The 14862-nt window shown below is 50.5% G+C and carries 16 protein-coding genes; 5 read left to right on the forward strand and 11 right to left on the reverse strand.

From position 1 onward, the window contains the following. Positions 1–227 precede the first annotated feature (227 nt). From rplS to ffh, 9 genes are all read right to left on the reverse strand, one after another. Positions 228–572 carry a 50S ribosomal protein L19 gene (gene rplS / locus VSS37_RS13815; RefSeq protein WP_324696153.1) on the reverse strand — a complete coding sequence of 115 codons (345 nt, stop codon included), beginning with the start codon at positions 570–572 and terminating at the stop codon, positions 228–230. Between the two features lie 9 nt (positions 573–581). After that, positions 582–1331 (reverse strand): tRNA (guanosine(37)-N1)-methyltransferase TrmD, encoded by a 750-nt coding sequence (gene trmD / locus VSS37_RS13820; protein WP_324696155.1) that lies wholly within the window; start codon positions 1329–1331, stop codon positions 582–584. A gap of 5 nt (positions 1332–1336) precedes the next feature. Then, entirely contained in the window at positions 1337–1843 is a 507-nt protein-coding gene (rimM, locus tag VSS37_RS13825) for a ribosome maturation factor RimM (RefSeq protein ID WP_324696156.1), read from the reverse strand. A 6-nt stretch (positions 1844–1849) separates the two neighbouring features. Continuing rightward, positions 1850–2104, reverse strand: a complete 255-nt coding sequence (gene rpsP / locus VSS37_RS13830; RefSeq protein ID WP_324696158.1) for a 30S ribosomal protein S16 — start codon at positions 2102–2104, stop codon at positions 1850–1852. Positions 2105–2273: 169 nt separating this feature from the next. Further along, positions 2274–2987, reverse strand: a complete 714-nt coding sequence (locus VSS37_RS13835; RefSeq protein WP_324696159.1) for a DUF1287 domain-containing protein — start codon at positions 2985–2987, stop codon at positions 2274–2276. Between the two features lie 125 nt (positions 2988–3112). Next, positions 3113–4447: a hypothetical protein gene (locus VSS37_RS13840; protein ID WP_324696160.1), complete on the reverse strand. Its 1335-nt coding sequence runs from the start codon at positions 4445–4447 to the stop codon at positions 3113–3115. A 140-nt stretch (positions 4448–4587) separates the two neighbouring features. Continuing rightward, the gene (locus tag VSS37_RS13845; RefSeq protein ID WP_324696162.1) at positions 4588–4962 is read right to left on the reverse strand and encodes a hypothetical protein; all 375 of its coding nucleotides are present in this window, start codon (positions 4960–4962) and stop codon (positions 4588–4590) included. 285 nt (positions 4963–5247) lie between these two features. Next, complete coding sequence (locus VSS37_RS13850) at positions 5248–5628, reverse strand: hypothetical protein (protein ID WP_324696163.1); 381 nt, start codon at positions 5626–5628, stop codon at positions 5248–5250. 83 nt (positions 5629–5711) lie between these two features. Next, complete coding sequence (gene ffh / locus VSS37_RS13855) at positions 5712–7094, reverse strand: signal recognition particle protein (RefSeq protein ID WP_324696165.1); 1383 nt, start codon at positions 7092–7094, stop codon at positions 5712–5714. Between the two features lie 137 nt (positions 7095–7231). Between ffh and VSS37_RS13860 the strand changes: the two genes are divergently transcribed. From VSS37_RS13860 to VSS37_RS13880, 5 genes are all read left to right on the forward strand, one after another. Then, positions 7232–8041: a cytochrome C assembly family protein gene (locus tag VSS37_RS13860; RefSeq protein ID WP_324696166.1), complete on the forward strand. Its 810-nt coding sequence runs from the start codon at positions 7232–7234 to the stop codon at positions 8039–8041. Continuing rightward, positions 8038–9327: an HlyC/CorC family transporter gene (locus tag VSS37_RS13865; protein WP_324696168.1), complete on the forward strand. Its 1290-nt coding sequence runs from the start codon at positions 8038–8040 to the stop codon at positions 9325–9327. Before VSS37_RS13860 ends, VSS37_RS13865 begins: the two co-directional genes overlap by 4 nt. Then, a complete protein-coding gene (gene radA, locus VSS37_RS13870) occupies positions 9320–10681 on the forward strand; it encodes a DNA repair protein RadA (RefSeq protein ID WP_324696169.1) in 1362 nt (453 codons plus the stop codon). The genes VSS37_RS13865 and radA overlap by 8 nt, the downstream gene beginning before the upstream one ends. Before the next feature lie 201 nt (positions 10682–10882). Further along, complete coding sequence (locus VSS37_RS13875) at positions 10883–12457, forward strand: DEAD/DEAH box helicase (protein ID WP_324696171.1); 1575 nt, start codon at positions 10883–10885, stop codon at positions 12455–12457. Positions 12458–12472: 15 nt separating this feature from the next. Further along, entirely contained in the window at positions 12473–12676 is a 204-nt protein-coding gene (locus VSS37_RS13880; protein WP_324696172.1) for a YdcH family protein, read from the forward strand. Here the strand turns inward: VSS37_RS13880 and VSS37_RS13885 are convergent, their stop codons facing one another. Next, positions 12677–13642, reverse strand: a complete 966-nt coding sequence (locus VSS37_RS13885) for a Nudix family hydrolase (protein ID WP_324696174.1) — start codon at positions 13640–13642, stop codon at positions 12677–12679. Continuing rightward, positions 13623–14831: a bifunctional glutamate N-acetyltransferase/amino-acid acetyltransferase ArgJ gene (gene argJ / locus VSS37_RS13890; protein WP_324696176.1), complete on the reverse strand. Its 1209-nt coding sequence runs from the start codon at positions 14829–14831 to the stop codon at positions 13623–13625. The genes VSS37_RS13885 and argJ overlap by 20 nt, the downstream gene beginning before the upstream one ends. Between the last annotated feature and the right edge of the window lie 31 nt (positions 14832–14862).

Here is a 14862-nt window from a genome sequence, read left to right on the forward strand (position 1 = left end):
AAAACTATTGAATTTATTTGTTAATCAATAAGTTAATATTTTGGAATAATGTCTACTTTTTATAAACTATAATTTCGGTGCTAAATAGTAGGCTTATAAGCCACTGCCTGTACAGTTTTAGCGATGAAGTGATTCGGGGAAAGGCCGTCAGACCTACAAACAATGGGCGCAAAAAAACCACCTGCATCTATAGATGCAGGTGGATCATTAAATCCAAAAATAAAGGATTAGACTTTTTCTTTAATGCGAGCTGACTTACCGGTACGGCCACGCAAGTAATACAGCTTGGCACGGCGCACATCACCACGGCGCTTCACTTCAATGCCAGCAATGCTGTTGCTGAACGTTTGGAAAACACGCTCAACACCTTCACCGTAAGAGATTTTACGCACCGTAAAAGAAGAGTTCAGACCACGATTTTTCTTCGCAATCACAACCCCTTCATAAGCCTGTTGACGTTCTTTGTCACCTTCCTTGACCCGTACCTGAACGATGACAGTATCGCCAGGACTGAATTCAGGAATGGCTTTGCTCATTTGCTCTTGTTCAAGTTGTTGAATAATCGTACTCATGATAATCCTCTAATACAGCTTTTTACTGCTTTCAAACTCATTTATATACTCGTCAAGCAATACACGCTCACTGCTTGTCAACTGCCGCGCCTGTAACAACTCCGGCCTGCATCGCCATGTTTTTCCTAACGCCTGTTTCTTGCGCCAGCGGGCAATCTCCGCATGATTACCACTTTTTAAGACCATCGGCACTTCATACCCTTCCAAAATATCAGGGCGTGTATAGTGCGGACAGTCCAATAATCCGTCAAAAAAGGAATCCTGCGCGGCTGACTCGTGGTGCCCTAACGCCCCCGGCAATAAGCGGGTCAGCACATCAATCAGCACCATCGCCCCCAACTCGCCACCGCTGAGAACATAATCACCAATCGAGCACTCCATATCCACTTCTAGCTTAATGACCCGTTCGTCAATACCTTCATACCGGCCACACAGTAGAATCAGGCTATTCTCAATCAGCAAATCATGAGCCAATGATTGGCTCAAAGGCAAACCTTGAGGGCTCAGGTAAACTACCTTGCCCGGATTCTTTTGACGAGCAGCGCGTATTGCCTGCAACAGGCATTCACCTGTCATGACCATACCCGGCCCACCGCCATAGGGACGACCATCTACAGTGCGGTGCACATCAACCGCATAGTCGCGTGGATTCCACAATTCCAGTGAAATGAGACCACGCTCCGCAGCCCGTCCAGTAATACCGCATCTGACTACAGCATCAACCAGTTCCGGGAACAATGTAACAACATCGAATTGCATGGCGACTAGAAATCCACATCCCAATCAACCACAATAAGCCTGTTAGCCAATGAAACTGACTTGATGACGTGATCCATCACCCAGGGCAGCAAACGTTCCCGTTCCCCCTCAATGACCAAAACATCATTAGCACCAGTTTCAAATAAGTGGTTTACCTTGCCCAGACAGATACCGGTAGTTGTTACAACTTCCATGCCTATCAGATCAATCCAGTAATACTCACCCGCTTCCAGCTCATGCAACTGTTCTCGTGGAATGGCAATATCACAACCTATTAGCTTTTCTGCAGCTGTCCGGTCTGTTATCCCTTCCAACAAAGCAACGATACCCTTCCCTTGTGCTTTCCCCTCAATGACTTTATAAGCCTTCCAATCACCAGCAACCTGCAGGAACCATGGTGTGTATTTTAAGATTCCTGCAAACTGAGCAGTATGGGAAAACACCTTGACCCAACCCTTGATGCCAAACGCGCCAGAAACCCTTCCCAGCGAAATCATCTCAGACTGGACCATACTGAATTAAGCCGCAGCAGTTTCCGCTGTTTCTTTCAGCAATTTAGCGACACGATCACTCGGTTGCGCACCACAACCCAACCAATAAGCAACACGATCCTGCTCAATGTGCAGACGCACTTCTTGGCCACGCGCCACAGGGTTGAAATAACCGATACGCTCAATATAACCACTGTCACGTGGCTTGCGTTTGTCGCTAACAACGATATGATAAAATGGACGCTTTTTCGCGCCACCTCTTGCCAGACGAATATTGACCATTATAGAACCTTACAAAAAACAGTTAACATAGGGCAAACCAAGCCTGCCCGAAGTAAACGCGCAATTCTACGTTAATTTCAGAAAAAGTGAAGCATTGATTAACTGCTTAACAACAAAAAGCCCCTGAGTTCAGGGGCTTTTTGTTAAATTGCTGAATTAGTACCGTTTTTTACTCAACAGAGGCATATTTTGTCCCTGCCCCCATACCTCCAGGAAAATAACGGAAATGGCCGGTGATAGGCATGGCGAACAAGACGTCCTCCATTTTTTCCCCTTCACCAATATTATGCACAATCATGTAGCGATTGGGGTCAGCAGGAGACTTACGGTTTACCACAACCCCAATATGCTCCTGCCCTTCCCCTAGGTTCCAGGTAACAAGATCACCAGGACGATAATCCGTAGCATTGCCTGTTATAGGGAGATTGGCACCATGCCGGACAAAAAACGCCTTCAAATTATATACCCGACGATGGTCAATATTACTATCGGGCCCGCTTAATCCCCACTTTGCCAAATTGGGGTAAGCATAAAAATTGCGTGCCATATCTTCATGCACTAGCCGCTGAAGATCTATCCCCAGCTTCCTATAGGAGCGGATTACTGTATCCGTACATACCCCAACATTGGCTGGCACATCACCATTCGGGTAAGAAATCTGAAAATAGCGGCCATCGTACACCACATGATGACGCAGCCGATCAAGTGCTGCATACGATAACCGATCCGGCGTCGCCACATTGTTCCGGGCAGTGCCCGAACGCTTTACATCAGCCACCTGCTGTGTTGAGCACCCGGCCAATCCAGAGACCAACACAACCCCCAACAACAAAACCGCCCCGTACACACGTGAGCGCCCCACTACACTGAAAACACTACTCATTTACCCCACTCCTGTTCCGCATGTATTGAGTAATACAGACTCCTTCATAAATTAAATATTCTAATATTTATTCACAATAATTAATATAAGAATTCCAGATTAACTCGGCATAAGAGTACCCAAGCTTAATAGGCCGGGCACCCTGAATTAAATGGCGCTTTTGTGATGCCCCAACGGAATGGCAACGGCGCATGAGGATCTGAAACCAACGCTCCCGCATCCACATTCTGGCGCAGCTCCCGCAAGGTCATGTAATACTCTTCCCCTAATGTCAGCTGTACCATGCAAAAATTATTCAGGCTCTGCATTTCCTGCGGCGGGGGTTGATCATTGGAGAATACAGCTTTCGCCCACCGCGCTGGCTGTGAACGTGGATCAAACCGGCCGACATGATCCAAATGGCGACGGATAGAATCAAAGAACATCTTCAAACGCTTGTCGCGCCCCGGCGTCGAATGGTCATCGTATTCCTTTGCATTCATGCAATGCCGCCCGTCGTTACGAATTTTCTGCAAATACCACAATGCGTCATACACATAAACCGCCCGGTCATTGGCATACATGCATAAGGCCAGCAACAAACGCTGAGTTTTTTCATCAGCGGTTTCCGGACGCTTGGCCAATTTATGGGAAATAATATCGGTAAAAGCAACATAATCGTAATTTAGATCAGCCGCCAATTGAAATTGTTCCTCACTGTAGCCAGGTTGCTGATTAGCTGGCTTCTGGATATTTTGAGGCTCCTTGAACCGTCGGTAACCATCACCCAACGTCTTGCTTTCCGGCACATAAAAAGGAAATGAAGGGGTACGCAACAAATAGCGCGCCTGTTTCGGCGTAGTGGACGCCATTACCTCTGCAATACCAGCATCCGTCACATCTGCAATCTGGTAAGAATGTACGCCAGGAGCCACATAAATATCGCCTGGCTTGATGTCATTCAACGCAATGGGATAAGTGTCATGCGGCAAGGATGCGCTACTCGTCATATCAGCGACATAATCCAGGAATTGGCGGACACGCTGCGGCGGCGGCAAATTATCCCATGTAGACATATTATTGCTGATCACCCCCCCTGCTTTGTCACGGTTATTGATGGCAAACGGCAAGCGATTCTCAAATGAGAAAATAAGGCGCATGGCATATACCGCATCCGCACAGTCATTCTCAAACTTGTAATAGATAGGCTTGGCGGGGTCCATGAAAATATCATCCTTCCAGTTAGTGCGCACCCACTGGCGATAACGATCTTCCCATGTGTCATTCCACTCATTCTCATTCGGCCAGACACTAGCAGACGCCATAGAAGGCAAAAACGAGACGACGGCAAACAACAATGCCAAAGCAGATATTTTTTTCATGAAATCCACAACTTGGTTCGGTTGATCAGAAAGAACACTGGATAGTATAAGCGCCCATTTGGCTTTCCCCTGCCTTGGATGACAGGAAAAAACACCCATAAGTTCCCGAAGGTTGCTAGACTAGTTCGACTTATTGAGAATTTCAACAAAAAACTGCCCTGTTACGTCGTAACAGGGCAGCTATTCCCTAGCCATTGATAATATGGACTCAACAGCCTATGGCCACCAGCAAACAGAAATTATTTCTGATATTGCTGCATAACCTCTTTGGAAGACTGATCCATCATGATAGGCCCTTTATAGTTACCTTTGGCTTTAACATGAGGAATCATTGGGCGTTGACCGCCTTTGCAGCCATAAGTGTGAGTATGGTTAGGATTGGTATATGGATGGCTATGCGTAATAGAATTGGTGCAACCAGGAATAGGTGGATGAGTGTGGCACCATTTGTCGCTCTTATCGCATGCTCCAGTTTGTGCTGGAGTTGTTGTAGCGGCTTCTGTAGTAGAGGCTGTAGCTTGTTGAGCAGTTTGTTGGCTCATTTGTTGGCAGCCAGTAGCAAACATGCCCGCAACAATCAGGGTTGCAAGTGTCAGTTGAGATTTAATTTTCATCGTCTTGGTCTCTTTCATTGTTTAAGGGAAAGCACTCAGATTGTAGCAAAGAATCATGCATTTCTTTACTAGAAATCAAGCAAATTTAACATGAATCAATACCCTGCAGCTTAAGCCGCAAATCTGTTAATAGGTTGCAGCAAATTCAGGAAAGGTTCAAACCAAGCCGGAACCACACAATCTATAAATAATTTTTATTTAAAAACCCAATAAAAAAGCCTCTTGCATTAACAAGAGGCTTTTCGAACATCTCATCCTGAGACAGGATGTTTTTCAGCCCAGCAATTACTTCTGATACTGCTGCATGGTAGCTGCAGAAGCTGGATCCATCATGACAGGACCTTTGTAGTTGCCCTTTGCCTTAACATGAGGAACAACTGGGACTGGAGCTGGAGCTGGAACAACTGGAGCCGGAGCTGGAACGACCGGAGCTGGAGCTGGAGCTGGCTCAGATACTTGCTGGCCACCAGTAGATTGCTGTTGGCTACAACCAGTTGCCAGCAGGCCAGCGAACAGCAGACCAGCGATAACCACTTGAGATTTCATTTTCATAGTAGTAAAACTCTCTAAACAATTGATTTGGAAAGGGAAATCTTTATCTCGCCCATACTGGCGCCGATACAGACCATAATCCAGACCATGATACCTCTGGATGAAGCGCATCATACAACCAGACAATTCACTAGGCAAACCCATCTTATCGTAAAAATCCAGTGAGCATCATAAAAAATGCAACAAGTTATACCAGATCAACCAGGAAAGCCCCCCATGGGAGGAAAGCCGCCGCCCATCGGTGCCTTGCCCTTCAGCCCTCCCATCAGTTTGCGTAGCCCCCCTTTAGAAAACTGCTTCATCACACGACTCATCTGCAAATGCTGTTTGAGCAAACGGTTCACATCTTGCACTTGCAAGCCACAACCTGCAGCAATTCTCCGTTTGCGGGAGGCTTTGATAATGTCAGGGTTACGGCGTTCCTCCAATGTCATGGAGTTGATAATAGCGATCATACGCCGAATCTCCTTGTCATTCGCCTGTTCTTTGAGATTCGCAGGAAGGCTACCCGCACCTGGCAACTTATCAAGCAACCCAGCCATACCCCCCATTTTCAACATTTGCTGCATCTGGTCACGCAAATCCTCAAAATCGAAGGACTTGCCCTTGTTCAATTTCTTAGCCAGTTGCTGGGCTTTCTTGTGGTCGACCTTACGTTGGGCATCTTCAATCAGGCTGAGCACATCCCCCATACCGAGAATGCGCGAAGCCATCCTGTCAGGATGGAATGGCTCCAACGCGTCAAGCTTTTCTCCTATCCCGATAAACTTGATCGGCTTACCCGTAATTTGGCGCACGGAAAGCGCAGCCCCGCCCCGCGCATCGCCATCAGCTTTGGTCAACACCACCCCAGTCAGTGGGAGCGCATCGCCAAAAGCCTTCGCGGTGTTAGCGGCGTCTTGGCCTGTCATGCTGTCCACTACAAACAGGGTTTCAACCGGCGTCACTGCTGCATGAATATCCTGAATCTCGGCCATCATCTCAGCATCAATATGCAAACGTCCTGCCGTATCGATAATCAGCACATCAGCATATTTACGCTTCGCCTGTTCCAAAGCGGCACGGGCAATATCCACCGGCTTCTGTGACGGTTCACTGGGAAAGAAAATCCCACCTGTCTGCCCAGCAATGGTTTCAAGCTGCTTGATCGCCGCCGGGCGGTAAACATCACAACTGGCCACCATCACGGATTTGTTCTGGCGTTCCTTCAGAAAACGGGTCAGTTTGCCCACAGTAGTGGTTTTACCCGCCCCTTGCAACCCAGCCATCAAAACGACCGCTGGCGGCTGGGCGTTCAGTGACAGATTCTCATTGGCCCGCCCCATGATGGTGATAAGCTCGTCATTTACCACCTTGATCAAGGCCTGCCCTGGACTTAGGCTTTCCAGCACTTCCTGCCCAACAGCCCGCTCACGCACCCGGTTAGTAAACTCACGCACCACCGGCAGCGCGACATCCGCCTCCAACAAGGCCATCCGCACATCACGCAGAGCGTCCTTGATATTGTCATCCGTCAGACGCGCTTGGCCACGTAATTTTTTTACTGTCTGCGAGAGACGTTCACTCAAATTCTCAAACATGATTGACTTCTTTCTAGTCCCATCTGGACACAAGTTGCTATCATAGCATTAAAGTTTAACGCAAAAGTGAATGCCTTCTTCAAGGAAGGGCACTTAAATATTGATTTTTTAGTTAACCAGACGAAACCTGTTTGAGAATGACAATAACGATCAACCTGCTGGCGACACTGGCATGGCTGGCGACATGGCTGTTGATTGGTGTGCGCTTGCGTAACCGATTGGGGGCAAAACCACCACAATACCGGCATATGCTGATTGTGGCCTGGATATTGGCGTTGGGGATGCATGGCTGGACAATTCTGCATAATATCTGGCAGCCAGATGAAATTTCCATCAACTTTACGGCTGCTGGTTCCATTGTCATGTGGTTATCCAATTTATTGCTGTTTGTGGCAATGTTAAGCCGTCCACTGGAAACGCTGGGGATTTTTGCAACGCCGTTCACCCTCACAGCCATGCTGTTGCCATTATTGGACTCCAATCACACAGCGGCAATCCACCTGAACAATGGGTTGGGCGTACATATTTTCACATCCCTGCTAGCCTATAGCATGCTGACACTGGCCGCGTTACAGGCATTGCTGCTGGCATGGCAAAACCGACATCTGCACAATCATCATCCTGGCGGATTGATTCGCACCCTTCCGCCCTTACTGGATATGGAATCACTGCTGTTCAAGCTGATCCTGCTGGGCGTCATCCTGCTATCATTCGGACTTTTGAGCGGCGCGTTATATATTGACAACTTGTTTAGCCAACACTTGGTGCATAAAACAGTCCTCTCGATTGTGGCATGGATTGTGTTCGCCGCCCTGCTGCTCGGGCATTGGTTTTATGGGTGGCGCGGGCGTATTGCCATCCGTTGGACCCTAAGCGGTTTTTTTCTTTTGATGCTGGCGTTTTTTGGCAGCAAGTTTGTACTGGAATTCTTGGTTAAACCAACGTGAAACTCGACGACATACCGTTAAGCATCCTGCTTCTATTTCTGCTGGTTCTGTTCATGTTATCAGCATTCTTCTCCGGTTCAGAAACAGCCTTGATGTCACTGAACCGTTACAAGCTGCGCCATCAAGCGGACAAAGGCCATGCAGGGGCAAAGCTTGCCCAAAAACTGCTGGACAAGCCTGACCGGCTGATCAGTTTGATTTTGTTATGCAACAACTTTGTCAACATCCTGATCACCCAAATTTCCACTCTCCTAGGTTATCAGATGTTCGGGGACGCAGGCCTCGCGGCCGCAACCGGCTTTCTGACTTTTATATTATTGATTTTTGGGGAAATCACACCAAAAACACTGGCTGCCATGCGGCCGGAGAAAATTGCCTTTGTGTCCTCGCACATTTACGTCGTCCTGATGAAAATCATGTGGCCTTTCATCTGGTTGCTGAACCTGATCACCAACAATCTGTTGCGCCTGCTGGGGGCTCACAGCGATGACAGCAGCCGGGTGGCCTTGAGCCACGAAGAATTACGCAGCGTGGTCAGCTCTGCCGGAACCCATATTCCGCAGAACCATCTGGACATGCTGCTGCGCGTCATGGACTTGGAAAGCACCACAGTCGAAGACATCATGATCCCGCGCAGCCAACTCGTCGGGCTTGACCTGGATGATGACTGGAATGAACTGGAAGAGCAGATTGTCAACAGCAATTTCACCCGCCTGCTGGCATATCGGGAAAACCTCGACAACGTGCTCGGTTTTGTCCACTTGCGCAAGCTACTGCCCCTGTTCCGTGACGGCCACCTTGAGCGGGAACGTTTTGAAGCCAGTATTCGCCCTGCCTATTTCATTCCAGAAAGCACCACCCTGCCCCAGCAACTGTTAAATTTTCAGAAAGAAAATCGCCGCATAGCCTTGGTTGTGGATGAATACGGTGAAATTCTCGGCCTGATAGCCCTGGAAGATATTCTGGAGGAAATAGTCGGCGAGTTCTCCACCGTCCCTTCCAACCAAACGCGCGAAATCCGTCAAATGGAAGATGGTGGTTATTGGGTGGATGGCTCCATACCCATCCGCGACATCAACCGCGAATTGGGCAGCAATTTCTCAGCCGAAGAGGCAAAAACCATCAACGGCCTGATCCTGGAATACCTGGAATCCATTCCTGTTCCGGGTATGACCGTACTGATCGACGATTACCCAATGGAAATCCGCAAAACCCGCAACAATGCGGTCAAAACCTTGATTATCCATCCCAAAATCCAGCGTATACGGCCAGAACCGGATGAGTAAGGCCAAACTCCAGTACTATTGCACCGCCTGCGGCAGCCTGCACAGCAAATGGAGCGGGCAATGCGGCGATTGCGGCGCATGGAACACGTTGGAAGAAAGCGTCACCCTCACTGCCGCCAAACATCCACACAACCGCACTGGCGGGTATGCTGGCGAGCAAGCCGTGATCCGCTCATTGAATGACGTTAGCCTGAGCGAAGACCCACGCATCCCGACCCACCAGCCAGAATTGGATCGGGTGCTGGGCGGCGGTCTGGTCGCTGGGTCTGTCGTGCTGATTGGTGGCGACCCCGGCATTGGCAAGTCCACTATCCTGTTGCAAACACTCGCCACCCTGACGGAATTAAAAAGCTTGTATGTCACCGGCGAAGAATCCCTTCAGCAGGTTGGCCTGCGCGCCCGGCGGCTGGGTTTGCCCACGGATAACCTGCGCCTGCTGACGGAAACCTGCGTGGAAAGCATCCTATCACTGGCGACTCAGGAACAACCCGGCTTGATGGTCATTGACTCCATCCAAACCATTTTCACCGACAATTTGCAATCCGCACCCGGCTCCGTCAGCCAGATCCGTGAATCCGCCGCCAAGTTGGTGCGTTTCGCCAAACAAACCCAAACCGCCATGTTCCTGGTCGGCCATGTCACCAAGGAAGGCACACTAGCCGGTCCGCGGGTGCTTGAGCATATGGTGGACACCGTATTGTATTTTGAGGGCGACCCTGGTGGACGTTACCGCATTTTGCGCGCCGTCAAAAACCGTTTTGGCGCTGTCAACGAACTTGGTGTCTTCGCCATGACTGAGCAAGGGCTGAAAGGCGTCAGCAACCCTTCGGCCATTTTTCTCTCCCGACACGAAGGGCCAGTCTCTGGCAGCGTCATCATGGTCACACGCGAAGGCACACGCCCGTTGATGGTGGAAGTGCAGGCGCTGGTGGATGAAAGCCATGGCTCGGCGCCCCGCCGGGTCACCCTTGGATTGGAACAAAACCGCCTCGCCATGCTGCTGGCGGTATTACATCGGCATGGCGGAATTTCAATGTTTGACCAAGACGTATTCATAAATGTTGTCGGTGGTGTTAAGATTTCAGAAACCGCAGCCGATTTATCATTGTTGCTGGCGGCGCTCTCAAGTTTTCGCAACCGTCCTCTGCCTGCTGATCTGGTGGTTTTCGGAGAGGTTGGGCTGGCTGGCGAAATTCGCCCCGTTCCAAACGGCGAGGAGCGTTTGCGTGAAGCCGCCAAACACGGTTTTAAACAGGCGATCGTGGCGAAAGGAAATAAACCACGTCATCCGATTGAAGGCATAAAGGTAGTAGCCATTGCAAGGTTGGAGAAAGCAATCGAAATTGTGATGTAAATGCACGACAATAACGTACATAATCGTTGACTCCCCGCAACAGATATAATAATTTTATTATCGGTTCGGGCCGCAATTTACGTTACAAATACGGGTTACGGGCAACAATTGAGGGCACGTTTTGCTGGCTTCCTCTCTCCATTTCGACAGTATTTATTTTTTATTACTCTCACCCACATCCATAGACGGGGAGTATGTGTCTTGTCTTTTTCAGAATTAGGCTTAAATCCAGAGTTTGCAGCCAAAATCAAGGCTGCCGGGTACGAAAACCCGACTGAACTGCAAAAACAGTTGATTCCACTGATGGCCCAGAACAAAAGCGTTATCGTCTGGACCCAATCAGCTTCTGGCAAAACCGGGGCATTCCTGATACCTGCCATTGATTACGTGATGACCCACCCGCTGGAAGAGCACCGACATACACGCATTCTGGTTTTGACTTCACGCCGCGACCGGGTCAATCAAATCAACTATACAATCAAGCGCCTGACAGGGGATGAGCAGCAAATTCGTTCTGGTTTCATCGTCAGTGGCCGCCCTTACCAGCCACAAATGCGCCTGCTACGCCGTCCGCTTGACCTGATGATCGCCACCCCTGGCCGCCTGAATGACTTGGTTGACAACAACAAAGCAGACTTTTCCAAGCTGGAAATGCTGGTTATTGATGATTTGAGCGCCATTTACCACAAGGGCTTGCATGGCCTGATCAATAAAATCCTGTCGGAACGCTCCACCGCCTGCCCTGTTATTGCATTTGTGCGCCAGGAAGACGAAATCGCCACTTATGCCAGGGCAGTATTGGCCGGTGCCGCAGAACTGGAAGTGGAAGACGACCGCAACCCATTGCTGCAAATACCGCAAGTCGTGCATCTGGCCGATGACTACACCCACAAGATTGCACTGATGGATCATTTGTTGGATGAATTTTCCGGCGAACCAACCATCATTTTCACCATTAGCGCCAAAACCGCCAAGGCGTTGGCCGAAAGCCTCGCCAACCATGGACATAGCGCAGAAATCGCCGCTGACCTACCAGCAGAAGAACGCAACGGCTCATCTTGCCCCATTTTGATTTACGCGGATCAAGATGGCCTGCTGCCAAATTTGCATGGCGAAGAACATATCATCAACTTCGAGCTCCCCCCCAAAGTGGAGGACTATGAAGCCCGCCTGCAAGGCATTTCAGCTGACTCCCGCGAAGAATCCGTCATTGCCATTGTGCTGCCGCGTGAACGTGAAAACCTGAAAAAGATTGAAGACTTTCTCGGCGACTCCATTGAACAATGCACACTGCCTGGCTTGGCTCCCTTGGAACATACTTCCGGGTTTACGCCAGCCGTCCGTTCCCCGCGCTCCAACAATGGCAAGCAACAGCATAAGAAAAACGGCTACAGCCAGCAATCCCAGCCGGGTGGCAAAAGCAAGCACCAGCAAAGCCAACCTCATGCCGCAGGGCAAAACAAGGGGCGCAACCCAAATGCCCAACGAGGGAGCAGCGGCAAAAACGAGCCGCCACAACAACCCACACCAGAGCAACAACGCCAGCGCAAAGGGCCTTATGGCCGCCTTAATGGCGGGGCGCAGCGCAAACGTGATGGCAACGGCAGTGCCCCACATTCAACTTTCAATCCTGCTGCCCGCCGTGATAACGGTGGCTCTTATGAAATCGGTAGTTGGGAAAAAGCAGACTATATGCCGCAACAGAATGACAAACCTAAAGAAAAACAGGTTGTTATTCGCTACAAGGAAAAGAAGCGCCGTATTTTGACCAAATAAACGCCAAAGAAACCCATGCATTTAGACACGGAAGCATTGCATAGCAAACTGGCGGCGCTCACTCAGGAGCATAGGGAGCTTGACGCAGCGATTAGCGCCTTAATGCAGGAATCAAGTTATGACCAATTCAGGGTTTCTCGCATGAAAAAGCGCAAGTTGCTGATCAAGGACATGATTTCACGCATCAACAGCCAATTGATACCTGATCTTAACGCTTGATTACTGTCCTTCCTCAAACCATAAGCTGCGAATAGCCGCTATGCCCTGCCCACCGTATCGGCGCGCCATCAACGCATCGCGCCGAGCCATTCCGCCTAAAGCGTAAACTGGGAAATTAACCCCTTCCACAGCCTCAGCGAATGCGTCCCAGCCCAAGCCAGCCGCCTCCGGATGTGACAGAGTGGGCAATACCGGCGACAGCAACGCAAAATCCACGCCCACCTCCGCCGCCCGACGCAACTCCTGCCCATTGTGGCAGGAAGCCGACAGCCATTGTCCATTCTGGCGCAGGAAAGCAGGCATTTGCCACAACTGACGGCTAGTCAGATGCAGGCCATTTGCCTCCTTCAGCATCACCGGCGGGGAATTCAACATAATTTTGGCAGTGAATGATTGGGCCAAGCTGACAGCGTCTTGGGCTAACGCCAGATAGCTGTCAGCAGACAATGTCTTTGCCCGAAACTGCACCAAACGGACGCCAGACCGCAACGCCCTCTCCAACTGCTGCAGGAACGCAGCATGACCTTCCACAGGCTCAGGGGTGATCAGGCAATGTGCGGGTAAGCGGGCGGCGGTGATGATAGGATAATTAGCGGGAGGAAACTCCAGCATTGGCAACTGTTCAGGCTCAAGCCATGCAACCGGCTGCCCTTCACGCCCATGCGGATCACCGGAAAACGCCGTCACTTCCCAAACATCCAGCAACACAGCCCGCTCAGGGTATACATGCCTGACCTTGATCAAGGGCTTGGCTTGCAAAACCGTGATGCCAAGCTCTTCCTCCAGTTCACGGTTTAAAGCCTGTGCAGGAGCCTCACCAACTTCCAACTTGCCGCCGGGAAACTCCCACTTGCCACCCTGATGTTTGTTGGCCGGACGTTGCGCCAACAGGATATTGCCAACTTCATCCCGGATGACTGCCGCCACGACGTGCAGGTAGCCCGCATCAGGAACGGTATTCGGCATTAATCTTGACGTAATCGTAGGAAAAATCACATGTCCAGGTCGTGGCGCAGGCGTCACCACGCCCCAAGTGGATGCGGATGTTAATTTCATCACGCCCCATCTCAACCTGACCCAACTCCTCATGATAGCTGGCAGCAGGTTCGCCATTCTCAATCAGCAAGGTTTCACCCAACCAGATGCTGATACGGCTGACATCCAGCATATCAACAGGGCTGCGCCCAACAGCAGCCAAAATCCGCCCCCAATTGGGGTCGCTGGCGAACAGCGCAGTCTTGACCAGCGGGGATAAAGCGACGGTGTTGCCAACAGTGCGCGCTTCCGCACGGGTAGATGCCCCATCCACTTCAATGCCAATGAACTTGGTTGCCCCCTCGCCATCACGCACAATTGCCTGCGCCAGATACAGGCAAACATCCAACAGCGCCTGCCGGAACGCCGCCAGACCATCACCGCCCACATAGACGCCAGAACTGCCTGTCGCAACTACGACCAGCGAATCATTGGTGGATGTATCGCCATCAACAGTGATGCAATTGAAAGTTTCTTCCACCACCTCATCCAACAGCCTTTGCAGGACAGCCGTCTCCACCAGCGCATCCGTGGCCACAAACGCCAACATGGTCGCCATATTGGGGTGGATCATACCGGCACCTTTGGCAATCCCCGTAATGGTGACAGTCTCACCAAAAATTTTCGCTTGGCGGCTGATGGCCTTGGCGACCGTATCGGTGGTCATGATGGTGCGGGAAGCTTCCAACCAACCATTTTCCTCGAGCTTGGCGAAAGCGTCCGGCAAAGCGGCGGAAATCTTTTCCACCGGCAGTTGCATGCCGATCACGCCGGTAGAAAACGGCAACACCTGCTCCGCCCAACACGCCCCCTGCTGGGCAACCTGCTCACAACAACCGCGCGCCGCTTGCATTCCCTGCTCACCCGTGCCCGCGTTGGCGTTGCCTGCATTGACCAGCAGGTAACGGGGATTGGAATGTTGCAGGTTATACCGGCACACATGCACCGGCGCGGCACAAAAAGCGTTGCGCGTAAAAACGGCGGCAGTATGGCTGCCCGGCTCAAGCTCAATCAAGAGCAAATCGTTACGGTTTTTATAGCGGATGCCCGCATCAACCGACGCCAGCCGCACACCGGCTACAGGCAATAGGGTTTCAGGCGTATGTAAGTTGACAGCCATGTTGCTTACTCCTACAGAAACCGTTGAATAA

This window comes from Candidatus Thiothrix phosphatis, assembly GCF_035668035.1.
Lineage (GTDB): Bacteria > Pseudomonadota > Gammaproteobacteria > Thiotrichales > Thiotrichaceae > Thiothrix > Thiothrix phosphatis.

Excerpts from the sequence above, each read along its gene's own strand:
- VSS37_RS13885 (WP_324696174.1), bottom strand. The coding sequence starts at position 13,642 with ATGCCGAATACCGTTCCTGATGCGGGCTACCTGCACGTCGTGGCGGCA.
- argJ (WP_324696176.1), bottom strand. The coding sequence starts at position 14,831 with ATGGCTGTCAACTTACATACGCCTGAAACCCTATTGCCTGTAGCCGGT.
- VSS37_RS13880 (WP_324696172.1), top strand. The coding sequence starts at position 12,473 with ATGCATTTAGACACGGAAGCATTGCATAGCAAACTGGCGGCGCTCACT.
- VSS37_RS13850 (WP_324696163.1), bottom strand. The coding sequence starts at position 5,628 with ATGATGCGCTTCATCCAGAGGTATCATGGTCTGGATTATGGTCTGTAT.
- VSS37_RS13835 (WP_324696159.1), bottom strand. The coding sequence starts at position 2,987 with ATGAGTAGTGTTTTCAGTGTAGTGGGGCGCTCACGTGTGTACGGGGCG.
- VSS37_RS13840 (WP_324696160.1), bottom strand. The coding sequence starts at position 4,447 with ATGGGTGTTTTTTCCTGTCATCCAAGGCAGGGGAAAGCCAAATGGGCG.
- ffh (WP_324696165.1), bottom strand. The coding sequence starts at position 7,094 with ATGTTTGAGAATTTGAGTGAACGTCTCTCGCAGACAGTAAAAAAATTA.
- radA (WP_324696169.1), top strand. The coding sequence starts at position 9,320 with ATGAGTAAGGCCAAACTCCAGTACTATTGCACCGCCTGCGGCAGCCTG.
- VSS37_RS13860 (WP_324696166.1), top strand. The coding sequence starts at position 7,232 with ATGACAATAACGATCAACCTGCTGGCGACACTGGCATGGCTGGCGACA.
- rplS (WP_324696153.1), bottom strand. The coding sequence starts at position 572 with ATGAGTACGATTATTCAACAACTTGAACAAGAGCAAATGAGCAAAGCC.
- rimM (WP_324696156.1), bottom strand. The coding sequence starts at position 1,843 with ATGGTCCAGTCTGAGATGATTTCGCTGGGAAGGGTTTCTGGCGCGTTT.
- rpsP (WP_324696158.1), bottom strand. The coding sequence starts at position 2,104 with ATGGTCAATATTCGTCTGGCAAGAGGTGGCGCGAAAAAGCGTCCATTT.
- trmD (WP_324696155.1), bottom strand. The coding sequence starts at position 1,331 with ATGCAATTCGATGTTGTTACATTGTTCCCGGAACTGGTTGATGCTGTA.
- VSS37_RS13845 (WP_324696162.1), bottom strand. The coding sequence starts at position 4,962 with ATGAAAATTAAATCTCAACTGACACTTGCAACCCTGATTGTTGCGGGC.